Raw genomic sequence first — 15,524 nt, 5'->3', positions numbered from 1 at the left:
AAACATCTTTCTTGCGAAAAGACAGAAAAATGCATTTTTCTCTGTTTCTTTTTTCGAATGGCTGTATAATGAGAAACAGACAATGAGAAAGGCAGGATACTGTGAATTACATCGTACTTGATATTGAATGGAACGCATCAAAATGGAATCCGCACCACCTGGAAGAAATTATCGAAATCTCGGCTTTGAAAGTGTCGTCCGCTACACTGGACGTGATCGATGTTTTTTCATCCCGGGTGAAGCCGGTAGAACGGTTAACATCATTTACAAAAAAATTAACAGGCATTACGCAGCAGGATGTGTCTTCCGCGCCGCGTTTTCCGCAGGTGTTACAGAAGTTTAAGACGTTTCTTGGCACGGAAGAATCATGTTTTGTGGCGTGGGGAAAAGAAGACTTTCGGTTTCTGAAAAAGGAATGTGAACGGTACAGCCTTTCTTCCCTGGACCTGTCCAGCTATATTGACATATTACCGATTCTTCAGTTTGGCCTGTACGATACCTTTAAAGGGAACACTCCCAGCCTGACCAAAACCATGGAGATATTCCAAATCGAAGCAGACGGGCAGGCACACAACAGCTTCGATGATTCGATGAATACCTTAAAGGTGTTTCGCTATCTTCATGGAAAGCTGGATGTTCATGCGACGTACAAATCAAACAAAACCCCTGAAGAACGGTTTCTGCACGAGGGCACACTGAAAGCCAGCGGAAAAAAGCAATTAATGAAATGTATTATTGCGTATATGAAGAAGCATGACGTAGACGATGTGTCATTCGATACTTTCTTTAACAGCCTCATCTGGCTGGAGCGGGCCGCTGCTCTTGATCTGAATGAACCTGTAACAGCTGTTTTTAAAGCCGAGTTTGACCTGCAAAAACAAGCGGCATCCGAGAAATATGCAGCTCAGAAAGCATTGCTGCTTGCCAAGGGCTGAAATCGCAAAGCGGTTGTCTATGTAAAAGAGATGTGCGAATAAGAAAACTGTCGCTTTGAAAAAAATCGATTAATATTAATTGAACTGACCCTTGAATAATGAACATTTGAAAAAAAGTGGACCTATTCGGGGATCAGTTCAACCTTGATCATTCGATTTTTTATTTCTGCCAAAAAGTTGAATAGGTTGCTTTATCCAAAATATTGCATTCAATTATGTTGACCTTCTTCGATTGCTTCAACAAGAATAAACAGAAAATGATAGATAAGGTTTAAAGCATCACCTAAAGACATATCTTCCTTAAATCCTTCTACACTATTCAAGGAAAATTAATATCCCACACTCCATCTCCCTGATTGAACATTAAACTGTATGTTCCAGTTCCTCCCTGGAGTTCATGGTTTAAGTAAGCCTTTAATGCATTTCCCATTTTCTTCTGGAATTTCAAACCGAACAGGGCATTATAGGCTCCAAACACATCATCGACTTCCAATGAAAGTGTTTCAACGCCGATTAATTCAAACCAGGTTGATTCGATATAAAGGAATTCGTTTCGATTGATTTTTAGGTATTCAAGGGGCTGTGATAAAAACGTAGCTGATTCTTCTGAAATCAACTCTTCGGTTTCTTTATTACTGCGCTCTATGTAAGCATCAGTAAATCGGGTGCTATTTTCTTTTTCTATAATAGTAAAATCATTTGTCAGATGATGTCTTTCTGCATATTCCTTTTCCTCTTTAAACAATTCAGCCCTATTCTCACTTAAAGCTTTTGATAGGTATGTTTCCATTTGTTCTTTTAACATCGCAATTGTCCTCCTGGTATTTTTTTGTACTTGATTCATTCAATCATAGCATACAAACGACGGATTAAATAATTGTAACCGGACAGGATTACTCCCTGCCTACTTCAAATTCTTCGTTACCTGGTCACAACATCGATTATGATGACAACAGCTACAATTTGATTGAACTCTATCGAATATTCTCCAAAAGGTATTTTTGTTCCGGAACATATTTCCTAAAATAGGTGAATATAATAAAGACAGCGGGATAAATAATCTAGAAAACCCGTAAAAATTTCTGTGAAAAGGCTTAAGTCAAAAGGGGATGGGGTATATAAAGGTATGAGAGAAAAGGAGGAGATGCGAAATGAAAAAAAGGTTATTGTCTTTATTTGTTCTTCCATTCCTACTGTTCGGTGCAAGCATCCCGGCTCTAGCCTCTGAGGACGAATTAACAGGCACTCCATACGAAATGCTCGAAAAAGAAGGTATTTCATTAAAACATTATATAGTAACGTTTAAATCCCCTAATATTGAAAAAGGTTATTACCGCGCAACTTCCAGTAACGGAGAAACGATTCGCTTCAAACCATCAGACGTTGAAATTGAGTTGAAAGTCGGAGACCGTATTCGGACATACTGGGAAGACGGCGGTTTTAATATCGCTGAATATGTAAAACCGGAAAAAGTAGTTTATACAGTTAAGCGTGTATGGTATAAGCACGGAGAAATGAATTTCGAGGGCACAAGTGCTAATGTAGGAGACATTCTTTTTACAGACGAAAATGTATTTGGAAGCGAAATTGTTCCTGGAGACAAAGTAGTGGCTGAATTTGATGAAATGTTTATCGATAACGGCTTAATTGGTGTTTATAAGAAAAAATAAAAAAACGGTCCATTCGGACGGTTTTTTTATTTTGCGTGCGCTCTTTTAGCATGTTGAATAAGCAGTTCATCGTATAAATTTAAGAGACGGTCTAATTCCTGGCTGTATTCGATCGCAAGAGGAGAGGTTAGTCCGTTTTCAAAAGCCACATTTAGTAGTTCAGTCCGCTTCGCTTCAATGGCGTCGAGCAGTATCTCTTTGTTCACGGCGGACAACCCTTTCCATTGGTATATAAAGTTTTACACTTCCTAGTATACCCAATCATTTACTTATTTTCAAAAAAATTTACCGTTTTTATTTTTTTCTGATCATTTTAACGTGGGTGCTCCGTTTCATGTCGTTTCTGTTACAATAAAAAGGAAAGGATGATCGATTCATGAGTGAGCTAAACATATTTTTAGCATTTGGCGCAGGATTTTTAAGCTTCATCTCACCGTGCTGCCTGCCGCTGTATCCTGCCTTTTTATCTTATATTACAGGTATGAGTGTGAATGAGCTGAAAAATGATAATGCCATGCTGCAAAGAAGAAGTATGCTGCACACGCTCTTTTTTTTGCTGGGCTTTTCTCTTGTTTTTGTTTTAATTGGATTTGGTTCTTCTTTTATTGGCCAGTTTTTAAAGGAATGGGATGACCTTATTCGTCAGTTGGGCGCTATTTTTATTATTTTCTTTGGACTGGTTGTGACCGGTATACTGCAGCCGGCATTTATGATGTCGGAAAAAAAGGTTACCTTTAAAAGCCGCCCTGTTGGATATGCAGGATCCGCGCTTATCGGTCTTGCTTTTGGAGCTGGCTGGACACCCTGTACGGGTCCTATTTTGCTGGCTGTTATTTACATGGCGGGAACAAACCCGGACTCTGCGATGCTTTATATGATGTCTTATGTACTTGGTTTTGCGATTCCCTTTTTTGTGCTTTCCTTTTTTATTGGGCGAACGAAATGGATCCGTTTACACAGTGCAAAGATTGTAAAAATCGGTGGTTATGTTATGATAGGAATGGGTATTATCCTGTTTTTTGATTGGATGACAAAGATCATAATGATCCTTACACCGCTATTCGGTGGATTCACTGGTTTTTAATTTGTATTAAAGGGATGATCAATATGGATTGGATGGTTGCAGCATCATCTGTAGCAGCTGTCGTGATGGGACTGGGTGCTTTGTTTATCCGGATGAAAGCCGCTAAAAAACCGACTTCGGCCCGGAAAATCATTTTGCCTCCGCTTTTTATGAGCACAGGCGCCCTAATGTTTTTATTTCCAATGTTTCGAGTAACCCCTCTTGAGCTGCTTGAAGCAGCCGCTGTAGGATGTGTTTTTTCTCTTCTGCTCATGAAAACATCAAATTTTGAAATACGCGGACAGGACATTTATTTAAAACGTTCGAAAGCATTTCCGGTTATTTTAATGACACTTCTTGTGATTCGTATTATAGGAAAGCTTGTGTTGTCTGCATCTATTGATGTAGGTCAGCTTGGCGGCATGTTTTTTATTCTGGCATTTGCGATGATTTTACCGTGGCGGCTTGTTATGTATAAAAAATATCATACTTTGAAGCAGCAGCTGCCCAGTCAGCCGATGCCCATAACGGAAAAAACAGCCTTTTAAGCAAAAGGCTGTTTTTTATTTAAATAAATGCTGGTAGGGTGAAATGTCAATGTCCATTTCATCAAGCTTTTTTCGTAAAAATTTATGATCTCTTTTCGGTGTAGCCATAATGTAGCCGCGGATAATTAAGTCAGGTGAAACGTGCCGGGCTTTTTCTTTCAGAGCCAGCTCCCCAATTTTGCCGGCAATTTTATGACGAGCCACATCACGAAACAAATCCGGAACAGGAGAAACCAATTCTTCAAGCATATTTTTTTCTTCAGATCCCCATAGCTTCCGTGTTTTATTTACATAATACTCTTCCCAGTCCATGTCAGACCGTCCGTCTTGCTTCGGCATTTTTTTCAGGAATTTACGAAACATAAAAAAACCGCCTATGGCAAACAAGCCGGTAAGAATCACTGTCCAGGCAACAATAAAGTAAGAAAACCAGCCTTCAAGCATCCCCTAACCCCCGTTATATGATTTTCTCCAGCTTTATTATATCAAACAAAACATGGCTTGTTCATTCTTTTCAAGTTCCCGATCATCTGCTATGATCGGAACATACATACGTATAGGAGGAAATCGAAATGAAATTTATTCATACGGCTGACTGGCATCTCGGCAAAATGGTACACGGGGCATCGATGATCGAGGACCAGCGTTTTATGCTTCAAGGGCTCATTCGCCTGATTGAGCAGGAACAGCCGGATGCACTTGTAATAGCAGGGGACCTGTATGACCGGTCGGTGCCGCCGGCTTCTGCCGTTAATTTGCTAAATGAAACGCTTTTCGCCATTAATGTGGAAATGAATGTGCCCATCGTAGCCATCTCTGGAAATCATGATAGTGCAGACCGGCTGGCGTTTGGCTCAACCTGGTTCCGGCAAAATCGTTTTTATCTGGCCGGGAAAATGGAGAAAAACATGTTTTGCCCGGTTATTGAAGGTGTTCATTTTCACTGCCTTCCTTATACAGAGCCTGGAGTTGTCCGGTATTTGTTTGAAGACGATTCCATACGTACGCATCATGACGCCATGAAGGTGCTTACGGGCCGCTTAAGTGAACGTATGGATAAAGATGCCGTTCATATAGCAGTCGGCCATGCATTTGTAACGGGTGGCGAAACCAGTGACTCGGAGCGGATTTTATCAGTTGGGGGAACGGGAAATGTCGGCGCTGAGCTGTTTGCTCCTTTTGAGTATACGGCGCTCGGGCATCTGCATAATCCGGCAGCTATTCATCATCCAACAGTTCAATACGCCGGTTCACTGCTTAAATATTCATTTTCAGAGGCAGCTCACACAAAAAGTGTATCGATTGTAGAAATTGATGATAAAAAGAGGCTGACTGTAACAAAAAAAGAGCTGATGCCTAAACGGGATATGAAAATTGTAACTGGTTTTTTTGATGAATTAATGGAAGCTAAAGGGTCTGAAGATTATATAAAAGTGCTGTTAAAGGACGAAGGAGCGCTCATTGATCCGATGGCCAAGTTAAAACAAAAATTTCCTTACATTCTTCATCTTGAAAAATCGACTTCTGCTCCTGCTTCCTTTGAATCGGCACCTTTAGTAAAAGAAAAACAAAATGAGCTTGATCTGTTTGGAGAATTTTATGAAGCGATGACCGGGTTTGCTTTTTCAAATGAAAAACGAGAATACATGACTTCTATATTGCAAGAAGCTAAACAGGAGGAGAAGGAAGAATGAAGCCTGTTACACTCACGATAACCGCTTTTGGTCCGTATGCAGGCCGGCAGGTGATTGATTTTTCGGCACTTGAAAGCCGAAAAATGTTTGTGATCTCCGGCAAAACGGGATCTGGAAAAACAACGATATTTGATGCAATCAGCTTTGCTATGTACGGAAAGCCAAGCGGGGATCATCGAAGCGCCTCTGAGATGCGGAGCCAATTGGCCGATCCGAAACAGCTGACCGAAGTCTCACTTTTATTTGAATTAAAGGGGCGGACATTTTTTATCCGGCGTACTCCGCAGCAGGAAAAGCCAAAAGCACGTGGCGGCGGTACGACAACGGCAGCCGCAACGGCGGAGCTGTATGAAAAAAAATCGGATGGGACCGAAGAGCTGCTGGCAGCAAATGTACGGGATACAGATGAAAAAATGAATGAGCTCATTGGTCTGGAAGCCAATCAGTTCCGGCAAATTTTAATGATTCCCCAGGGAGAATTTCAAAAGCTTTTAATGGCCGGCAGCCAGGAAAAAGAGAAAATTCTCCAAAAGCTGTTTCAAACTTCTTTTTATAAACGGGTTGAAGAGATTTTAAAAGAGAAGTCTGATGTACTGAAAAAAGAAGCAGGGCGGGCTGCGGATCAGCAAATGGCCCTTTTGAAAAGCCTGCCCGCCTACTCAAGCAGCATGGAGAAACTGCTTGAAGAAGAACCGCTTCAAAAGGCGGCTGTTTTCCAACAGCTTGAAGTGGATCTTGCGGAAATGGACAAGCAAATTGCTGCTCTGCAGGAAAAAATCCAGAGTGCGGGTATCCGCCGTGATTTTTTACTGGGAGAACGGGAGCGGGGTCTGGCACGGAACACCCAATTTGACCGTTTAGAACGAGCACATGTTGAAAAGCAGGAACTGGATGAAAAACGAGACAGCATCCATCAATGCCGACTGAAAATAGAAGGAGCAGAACGGGCAGCAAATCTTCAATCCTATGAAATGATGGAAAAGCGGGCGTATCAGGCTGCATTGACTGCCCAAAAACGAAAAAGTGAAGCTGAGGCGGCAGTGCAGAACGCACGCAGGCTGTATAAAGAATCAGCTGAACACTTGGAACGGGAAGAAAACCGCCGCCCTGAACGTGAGGAGTGGGAAGGAAAGGTCAAGCAGCTTCAGGCTATGAAGGAAGCGGTGTATGCGTATCAAGGGGCAACAGGCGACGCAGAGCAAACCAAAGAAAGGCTTGAAGCAACAAAGCAGGCCAGCCGCCGGCTGACGCAGCGCATTCATGACTTATCTGAAACTGAAAAGGGGATAGAGGAATCCCTTCATGCTTTTGGCTCTTTAAAGGAAATCTATTTAAAAGCCGGCTATGAAATTGAAAAACTCACTGCACTAGTGGAACAATTTGGAGAGCTGTCTGCTGCTCAATCTAGCTTGGATAAATTTGAAAAGGAGGAAAAAGCAGCCCGCGATCAATTTCAACAAACAGCCGAAGCAGCCGCTGAGGCAGCCGAACAGCTGAGTCGTACAAGAGAAAAATGGCACAAAAGCCAGGCGGTCATGCTCGCCCGTCAATTAAAGGATGGAGAAGCCTGCTCGGTCTGCGGCTCTCTTCATCATCCTGCCCCGGCTAAAGGGGGAGAAGCGGCTTTAACGGAACAAGCACTTGAGGAAGCAGAAAAACAAGCAAATCGCTTTCAGCAAAAAAGCCGTCTGGCAGAACAAAAATGGATAGAATCCCGTTTTGCCCGGGAGCATGTAAAAGAAACAGTGACAAAGTTGAAGGAGAAGCTTTCTTTTGATTTTGGAGTGGAAGAAGCGAAAAAGCGTTTAGTAGAAGCGGAAAAAAACCGCCGCCAGACAGAGCAGAAGCTTGTACAAAAAGAAGAGCTAGAACAGCGGCACCGTGATGTATGCAAGCAAAGGAAACAGCTGGAATCTCAACTAGAACAAACCCGGCGGCAGGAAATGGATGACCACGCTGCGTTTATTCAAGCGCAAAGTACGCTGCAGCAGCTTGAGCAGGCAGTGCCCGAGCATATGCGTAATAGTGACAGATTCTCCAGAGAGCTGGAACACACGGAGCAAACGCTGGCCATTCTGGAGCAGCGGTATGAGCAGGCAGCAAAGGATGCCCAAAAAAACTATACGGCTCTCGAGGCCGCCGCATCTGTTTTGGAGGAACGTCATCAAACACTGCAGGAGACAGAAACAGGCTATCATGAAGCACATGAAACGTTTCAAACAAAACGTCAGCAGGCCGGCTTTCTGTTAACAGAGCAATATGTCGAAGCGAAAGGGTGGCTGGATTCGCTTGCGAAAATGAAAGAAGCTGTCCAGCAATATGATCAGAAAGAGCATGATCTTTTTCGTCTTATTCATGAGCTGACAGCCGCACTGGAAGGATATGAGCGAGTAGAGATTGACAAATTAGAAGCAGAAATTCAAGCGTTAAATGAGGAAGCGGCCGCATGGACCAGTGAAGCCTCTTCTATCGCTGCCTGCGCCAAAGACTCACGACGCATTCGCCAATCGGTTGAAAGTGCAGCGGAACGAATGGCACAGGCAGAAGAAGCATATCGCCTTTCTGGCCACCTGTTTGAAGTTACACATGGCAGGAACGACTTGAAAGTCACCTTTGAACGATATGTGCTCGCATCGTTTCTGGAGGAAATTCTCGCCGCAGCCAATACAAGATTAACGGCAATGACAAATGGACGCTTTTTGCTGGAACGTTTAACCGAGCGTTCAAAAGGTAATGCACAAAGCGGCTTAGACCTTCTTGTGTTTGACCAGTATACAGGCGCCAGCCGTCATGTAAAAACCCTGTCGGGAGGAGAAAGCTTTAAAGCGGCACTTGCGCTTGCTCTTGGACTGGCAGAAATTGTGCAAAATTATGCCGGCGGCGTATCACTTGAAACGATGTTTGTGGACGAAGGGTTTGGTACACTGGATCCAGAATCACTGGATCAGGCCATCGAAACGTTAATGGATATCCAGGCGGACGGCCGTCTTGTCGGCATTATTTCTCACGTGCCGGAGCTGAAGGAACGGATTGATGCCCGCCTTGAAGTCGGTCAGTCTAATACGGGAAGCAAGGCGAAATTTGTTTTTACGAGTGAAAACTGACCAAACGTTCATAAAGTATTCAAGATTACTGTTAGAAGCGCATTGAGAATTCAAAAGGTTTCCCCTACCATAAAAGGATAAAAGGCGTTTGGAGGGAGTTATGTGAAAGTAGTTCAGTCCATTTTTATTATGGCAGCCACTGTATTTTTGTTGTCTGCCTGCGGAAACAGCGAGTTCAAAGGCGATATGGATGTAGAAGTCCAGGACTTTTCCCATACAAACCAGAATGGTGAAAAAGTCGGCTTGGCCGATTTGAAAGGAAAGGTATGGCTGGCCAATTTTATTTTCACAAACTGCACGACCGTTTGCCCGCCTATGACACGGAATATGAGTGAGGTTCAGGATCGGCTGAACGAAGAAAAGATTCAAAACTATGAAATTGTCTCATTCAGTATTGATCCGACCCGGGATACACCAGGCGCACTAAAAGAGTACATTTCTCATTATGATGTGGATGAATCTAATTGGAATCTCTTAACTGGTTATACAGAAAAAGAAATAAGTGCATTTGCCCAGGATAGTTTCCAAGCTATTGCTATGCCTGATCCCGAGTCCGACCAATTTATCCACGGAACGAGTTTTTACCTGGTCGATCAAAATGGAACAGTGGTAAAAAGCTATCCGGGAAACAAGCAGGATGGGGAAGATGTGCCGTATGATGAAATTGTGGAAGACATAAAAATCTTATCAGAAGGGTAAAACACTCCGAACGTTGATTCGGAGTTTTTTATTTAAAAAAAGTAATTGCTAAGATTTACAAAAAATTAATTATTACGCTATTGAAAATTAATCATTATCTCAGTAAAATGAACATACAGATATTATCTGAATACTTTGATTAAGGGGTGAATCAGTATGAATTATGGATTATACAAATTTGGCTCAACGAACAATGTGAAGTGTGAATGCGGATGGGAAGGACAAAGAGCAGAACTTCGCAGTGCTATGATTGTACTTGAGCAAACAAAATGTGGTTCCATTTTTGATGCGGAAGATGTATATATTTGCCCGAAATGCGGTTCAAGAAAGTATTAAGTCCTCTCAATAATTTTGACCCTCTTCGATTTCCAGCCTGGTTTGCGTTCTCCTTTATTCACAAATAGTCATGTGTTTCACCAGGTTCCGGGCAAAGAAACAGGTATCTCGCCGGGCACCTGGTAGAAAAAAGAAAACCCTGGTAATCAGGGGTTTTCTTTTTTTAACAGCCTGTTTTTTAAAGGAAAAGACCATTTTGCCGACTAAATGGTAAAACGTGTGTTAAACCACCTGATAAAAGAATATAATTCAGTATTGAATAGCCCATCATCGATGTTCATAAACAAATGGGACACCAATTAATAATGTGGTAAACCGGTACAGTTGATTTAAACACCAGACCTTTTTTGATGAACTGAACAGATTCCATCCTTGAGCCTGTCCTTTTCCTCCTTTTCACATTATCTGAATGGCAGACTCAACATATAACCGATATAAAAAAACAATTCTCGAAAGAAGAACGGAATTTTACTGTCCAATGTTTTATATACGGAACTTTGTGTGGGTGATGGATATGCGTCCATTCCAGTTTTTTTTGCCATTAACATGGCTCTTTTCATATGCAATGGATCGCTTACGATTGCAACTGTTTTAAGATTTTTCTCCATTGCGATGTCATAGGCATATGTAAGGTTTTCTTCAGTGATTTTTGATTTAGTCTCAATTAAAATATCTTCCGAACGAACATTCTTTTGAATGGCATAATCCCTCGCAACCTCTGACTCCGCAAATTTATCGCTCTTTCCTTTGCCGCCAGTAAACAATAGTTTTTCCGTATATTTATTCTCATAAAGCCAAATAGCATGATTTATCCTTTCCCGTAAAACAGGAGACGGCTCATCATCCCAAGCAGCGGCACCAAGTACCACAGCCACATCGGTCTTAACCAGTTGAATTTTGCCGCCGAAAGACCCCATATACTAAACGCCGAGTAAGCTATGAAAATAAGGAAAATAACGATTACAGTGAAGACCCATCTGAATAAGGAATTTCTGGACATATTCAATTCACCCTTTGCAACATAAGCTGTTTAATCATTGTTCTGATCTTGCAGAACCTTTCTTTTAAAGTATAAGTTATATTTTTCTTTGCTTAAAAGAAAAATAGCTGTTCGGCTCCTGCATACTGATCTTTAACATCGCCGGGTAATCTCTATTATCCGAACAAATGTTGACATAGTGAAAAGGCACATGGGAGAATTGACAGGGTGTTTCGTATTCAACAGACTGAAGTAGATCAGAAATAAATGAGGTTTTTTCCTTTGTTATAGGGAGGCTGAAGGATAAAACTTTACATAACTAACAGGCGAGCTATTGGAGTATTTTTCAGTGGAGGGGAACTCTTTGAAGTTGAGGTTAAAAAAGAACAGGAAATTTGTTTTCATTTTCATTGTTATATTTTTGATTATTGCTGGTTTACTTGATATTAAATATGAAGGATTATTCTTTCAGCTATTACCCGAGTCCGTTCAATCATATTTGTCTAATGTTTGAGGAAATTAAATCAGATTTATATATCCCTAAAGCTTAAGCATTGAGGATGGTTCGAGATGAACCAGTATGCAGTAAACCATAAAAACCGCTGAATTTATTTTTCATTCAGTGGTTTCTTTTATTTGCCTTCGCGTGTTTATTGTATGTCGTCCTTCACCGCATCCGGGAGCTTGCTCATTTCCTACACCTAATTCTCGTGCTTAAAGAGCAGGTTGTCGCCAGGATCAGATAAAACTAAGTATGGACGAGTTCTTTATAGAATCGGATGGATTTTGCGGCCTATGTAAATCCATATAAAACAGAAGAAACTCAAAAAAAAAAAAGACGTCCGCTTTCCAGGCGGACGCTAAATCAAAGCTTTTGCATAAATAGTATAACACATTTGTTTTAATGTGTGTCATAAATATAAAAAATTTATATAAAGACGAGAAAGAAGCGTAAAGCTGCTGATCAGGTGGGCGTTTGATTCATTTTTAATCTTGTTCAGTATGACGCTTGCTGGACAGGGCAGGTGTCGACGTTGAGATCATGTATAAAAAACATCATCATACATGTAACCGAACGGCTTCATCCATCAGAAAATGAACAAAATAGATCATGCATTTATCTAACGAACCGAACGGACAGACTTCCCACGGAGCATTTTCAAGTTAGTAAATTGGCAGAGCTTAACGTAGAAGGCGATGTATTGGCAAAAATGCTGTTCACATTCATGGTTATTGACCCTTTAAAAAACTGCAAGAAGGCTTTTAACGAGTTGCTCTCAAACGTTCAAGAAATTTCAACAGAATGAGGGAGCGACAGTCTTTCAAGTAAATATTTCTTCCACTTAAGGAGACAATATTATAAAAAAGGGGATAAATAATTGGGTGTTACAGAAACAATCATCAGAACATTTTTGTCCTTTCTGACTTTATCAATTTTAATGCGGATTATGGAAAGAAAAGAAATTTCGGAAATAACGTTCTTCAACTTTGCTTCTGCTATTGCAATCGGTTCTGTAGCGGGGAACCTTGCTTTCAATAAGGATTTAAGCATTTTAAATGGTATTATCTCACTAATTGGATGGAGCGTATTGACAACCCTATCGGGACGAATCATTATGAAATCGAGGAAAGCGCGAAAACTCATTGACGGAGAGCCTCTTATTATCGTCCAAAACGGCAAGATAATGGAAAAGCCCCTGCGTAAAGTTCAGCTGGATATAGATGCTCTAACGGCATTGCTGAGACAAAAAGACATTTTTTCAATCACTGAAGTGGAGTATGCCATTTTCGAAACTACAGGTAAGCTTTCTGTTATGAAGAAAGATAATAAACAATCCGTCACAAAAGGTGATATGAGTGTTATAAATCCACAAAAGCAACTTTTGCCTACAATAACGGAAGTTGTATCTGATGGGGTAATTAATACAAATAATTTGGAAAAACTCAACCTTAGTACAGAATGGCTGAATAAACAATTATCGCAAGCGGGAATCGAAACAATTTCAGACGTCTTATATGCTGAAGTTCAACCAGATCATACGCTTTATATAGACAGTAAAAAAGATAACCTATCATAAAGATCCTTTCCATCTCTTCCAGGGTCTTCTTTTCTTGTAAAGAAAAGGCGCTTCTTTTCTCCTTCTGTTTGGAATTAGCATACATTTCTTCTTGTTCGGGTAGGAGCAGCCTGCGCTCCTTATATTATTTTTTGAACAGCATCCATCTTCTAAATTGGAATATACATTCTTACAACTATTTTTCTCCATTATAGATTGACAGTAGTATTTATAAACTGGGATAAAAATATGCAGAAGCTAACTGTAAAAAGGAATTAACCGGGTTTTTGGTGCTTTATTCTTGCCAGCCAAATTACTGTAGTCTAATATTTTCTCATTTTACGAAAAATTTTTCATACGTTATTAAATAAAGCTTGTTATATCCTAATCACCTATATTGAAACATACACCGGGCAAAGAGACTGCTTTTTCCGGTTTTTTTTACAATTAAACAGGCGGCGATTATAATAAATATAGTCTATTGCACCGGAGGAACGATATGTCAAACGATAAATCACATTATTTTGCCCACGAGTATGAATCCATTGAAATGCTGGCCGACCGGATCAGCGAGGCGCTTCTTTGTCCTATTACGATTGAAGACGCCAATCATCAAATTATTGCTTACAGCCGCCACGAAGGAGAAATTGATCCGGTCCGGATTGCAACCATTATGCGTCGAAGGGTACCGGAGCATGTTATTAACAGCTTGTGGAAAAGCGGAGCGATTCCTACTCTTTTTGAAACAGAGGAGCCTGTTGTGATTCCGGCCATAGGGCAGGTTTCTCTCGGTGAGCGTGTTGCTATTTCTGTGCGAAAACAGGATAAAGTAATCGGCTTTATTTGGGCTCAGTCTGGCGCTCATTTTTCAGATGAACAAAAAGTCATTTTAAAAGAAGCTGCAAATGCAGTGAGAAACCAGCTTTTGCAGCATGAAAAAAGAAAGCGTGCGGCGGAAGAAAGCCATCAAGAATTTTTCTGGAAGCTACTAACTGGCCATTTTGCTTCTCGAAATGAAATGGAGCAGGCAAATAAATCATACGGACTTTCTCTGACGGGCAGCTTACTGGTTATTATTTTCGATTTTGGCCGGTCGATTGACCGGACTTTAGAGCGGCAAATCGACTACTTGACTGAAACTCTTCAACAGCTGACTTGTATAGCTAGAACATATGACGGAGAACAACTCGTTTTACTGAGCCGTTTTAAAGAACAAGTAGATGTAAAAACAATTAGCACATACATTGATGATTTTACAGCCAAATCGGCAGAAAGACTCGGCCTTTTGCCGTCCGGGGCAGCCGGCGCGGCTGTTGAAAATCCGCTTCAGGTACAAAACAGCTATCAAGAAGCGCTTAGGGTGTTAAAAATAAAACAAATCTTTTCAACGATTACGTTGCCCCATTGCTTTGACCAGCTTGGTATTTTTCAATCGATTGAGCAGTTTCGTTCGATCCGCCTCGGCCAGAAAAATGCTGTGGTCGAAGCGCTTGAAGCGTACGACAAGACACACAATGCCAATATGCTGGACTCTCTTTATATGTTTTTGGCTCAGGACGGCAATATAAATGAGGCAGCACGTATGATGCATGTTCATCCCAATACACTTGCCTACCGTTTAAAACGAATCACTGAAATTACCGGATTTAACAGCAAAGATATGAGCAGTAAAACACTTTTATATATTGACCTGCTGATTCGTCAGATGAATCATTCCCTTGTTTAACGAAGGGAAGACTGAACCAGGTCAGACCGAATTGAATCAGGCGTGCCAATAACAATTTTCGGGGCTTTAGACGGGTCCAGCCACTTCATTAAGACAACCAGGTGGGATTCGCTTAGCGCCAGGCAGCCGGCTGTTGGCGTTGATCCTGTCCGCCAGCGGTGAATAAAAATGGCACTGCCTGCATGTTTAACAATTGGATTTTCGTTGTAACGAATGACAATCGCATGTTTGTACAACTCATGATTTAAGCGTTCAAACGATTTCCAGCGTGCAGACGGATTGCCGCGATAATAAATCCATTTATTATAATCGGGTGATGCGGGATCATCTACCCAATAATGAAAGCGGTTTGTAACGGTGTAGCTGCTTCGGACACCTGCAGGTTTTTCGGCATAACCAAACATACGTCCAATGTCATATAAGCCAGTTGGAGTGGCTCCGTCCCCTTCTTGCTTGTGAAATGATAATCCGCTTTTTCCTGTTACCGCAGGAGAAATGCGCTTTAATTGCCAGTGGCGCCCTGTTTTTTCATACAGTCGCAGTGTAGCGTTAATCGATTTTGTACTCCCTTCAGCTACAATGATCTGTCTGCTGTTTTTAACATGAGCCAGTGCTGTCAGATAAGGATCAGATGCAGCTCTTGAAGGGCCTGGAAGGATAACAGCGGCTAGAAGTATACATAATCCAGCAGTAAACATTTTACGCAACAATAT

The 15,524-nt window shown here is 41.3% G+C and carries 14 protein-coding genes and 1 pseudogene; 10 read left to right on the top strand and 5 right to left on the bottom strand.

The genetic code is table 11. The features are described 5' to 3' along the window. Positions 1-101: 101 nt before the first annotated feature. Positions 102-935: a 3'-5' exonuclease gene (locus tag VP97_RS15310; RefSeq protein WP_050182781.1), complete on the top strand. Its 834-nt coding sequence runs from the start codon at positions 102-104 to the stop codon at positions 933-935. A gap of 319 nt (positions 936-1,254) precedes the next feature. On the opposite strand, the gene VP97_RS15305 is transcribed toward VP97_RS15310, so the two are convergent. After that, complete coding sequence (locus VP97_RS15305) at positions 1,255-1,740, bottom strand: branched-chain amino acid aminotransferase (protein WP_342667327.1); 486 nt, start codon at positions 1,738-1,740, stop codon at positions 1,255-1,257. Between the two features lie 346 nt (positions 1,741-2,086). Between VP97_RS15305 and VP97_RS15300 the strand changes: the two genes are divergently transcribed. Further along, on the top strand, positions 2,087-2,605 hold the full coding sequence (locus VP97_RS15300) for a hypothetical protein (protein WP_050182780.1): 519 nt from the start codon (positions 2,087-2,089) through the stop codon (positions 2,603-2,605). A gap of 26 nt (positions 2,606-2,631) precedes the next feature. Here VP97_RS15300 and VP97_RS15295 read toward each other — a convergent pair whose 3' ends face one another. After that, positions 2,632-2,811 (bottom strand): aspartyl-phosphate phosphatase Spo0E family protein, encoded by a 180-nt coding sequence (locus VP97_RS15295; protein ID WP_050182779.1) that lies wholly within the window; start codon positions 2,809-2,811, stop codon positions 2,632-2,634. A 170-nt stretch (positions 2,812-2,981) separates the two neighbouring features. Between VP97_RS15295 and VP97_RS15290 the strand changes: the two genes are divergently transcribed. Further along, positions 2,982-3,689, top strand: coding sequence for a cytochrome c biogenesis CcdA family protein (locus tag VP97_RS15290; RefSeq protein WP_050182778.1), 708 nt, complete (start codon positions 2,982-2,984; stop codon positions 3,687-3,689). A gap of 32 nt (positions 3,690-3,721) precedes the next feature. Beyond that, positions 3,722-4,216, top strand: coding sequence for a CcdC family protein (locus VP97_RS15285; protein WP_425388479.1), 495 nt, complete (start codon positions 3,722-3,724; stop codon positions 4,214-4,216). A gap of 15 nt (positions 4,217-4,231) precedes the next feature. On the opposite strand, the gene VP97_RS15280 is transcribed toward VP97_RS15285, so the two are convergent. Then, positions 4,232-4,660, bottom strand: a complete 429-nt coding sequence (locus VP97_RS15280; protein WP_050182776.1) for a DUF2621 domain-containing protein — start codon at positions 4,658-4,660, stop codon at positions 4,232-4,234. 128 nt (positions 4,661-4,788) lie between these two features. Between VP97_RS15280 and VP97_RS15275 the strand changes: the two genes are divergently transcribed. The 4 genes from VP97_RS15275 to VP97_RS15260 all read left to right on the top strand — a co-directional run bounded on the left by VP97_RS15275 (position 4,789) and on the right by VP97_RS15260 (position 10,049). Next, positions 4,789-5,910, top strand: a complete 1,122-nt coding sequence (locus VP97_RS15275; RefSeq protein ID WP_050182775.1) for an exonuclease SbcCD subunit D — start codon at positions 4,789-4,791, stop codon at positions 5,908-5,910. Next, positions 5,907-9,014, top strand: coding sequence for an AAA family ATPase (locus VP97_RS15270; protein ID WP_050182774.1), 3,108 nt, complete (start codon positions 5,907-5,909; stop codon positions 9,012-9,014). Before VP97_RS15275 ends, VP97_RS15270 begins: the two co-directional genes overlap by 4 nt. Before the next feature lie 129 nt (positions 9,015-9,143). Continuing rightward, positions 9,144-9,713 (top strand): SCO family protein, encoded by a 570-nt coding sequence (locus VP97_RS15265; RefSeq protein ID WP_050182830.1) that lies wholly within the window; start codon positions 9,144-9,146, stop codon positions 9,711-9,713. 156 nt (positions 9,714-9,869) lie between these two features. Beyond that, positions 9,870-10,049 carry a hypothetical protein gene (locus VP97_RS15260; RefSeq protein ID WP_050182773.1) on the top strand — a complete coding sequence of 60 codons (180 nt, stop codon included), beginning with the start codon at positions 9,870-9,872 and terminating at the stop codon, positions 10,047-10,049. A gap of 401 nt (positions 10,050-10,450) precedes the next feature. Here VP97_RS15260 and VP97_RS15255 read toward each other — a convergent pair. Continuing rightward, positions 10,451-11,055: pseudogene (locus VP97_RS15255) on the bottom strand (YdcF family protein). 1,352 nt (positions 11,056-12,407) lie between these two features. Between VP97_RS15255 and VP97_RS15240 the strand changes: the two are divergent. Then, complete coding sequence (locus VP97_RS15240; protein WP_050182770.1) at positions 12,408-13,106, top strand: DUF421 domain-containing protein; 699 nt, start codon at positions 12,408-12,410, stop codon at positions 13,104-13,106. Positions 13,107-13,584: 478 nt separating this feature from the next. Next, positions 13,585-14,811, top strand: a complete 1,227-nt coding sequence (locus VP97_RS15235; RefSeq protein WP_050182769.1) for a PucR family transcriptional regulator — start codon at positions 13,585-13,587, stop codon at positions 14,809-14,811. Here the strand turns inward: VP97_RS15235 and VP97_RS15230 are convergent. Then, a complete protein-coding gene (locus VP97_RS15230) occupies positions 14,808-15,509 on the bottom strand; it encodes a L,D-transpeptidase family protein (protein WP_082220389.1) in 702 nt (233 codons plus the stop codon). The genes VP97_RS15235 and VP97_RS15230 overlap by 4 nt on opposite strands. Positions 15,510-15,524: the final 15 nt, after the last annotated feature.

The sequence above is a fragment of the Domibacillus robiginosus genome, assembly GCF_000966195.1.
In the GTDB taxonomy this organism is placed as follows: Bacteria; Bacillota; Bacilli; order Bacillales; family Domibacillaceae; genus Domibacillus; species Domibacillus robiginosus.
This window is presented reverse-complemented; position numbering and strand designations above follow the sequence as displayed.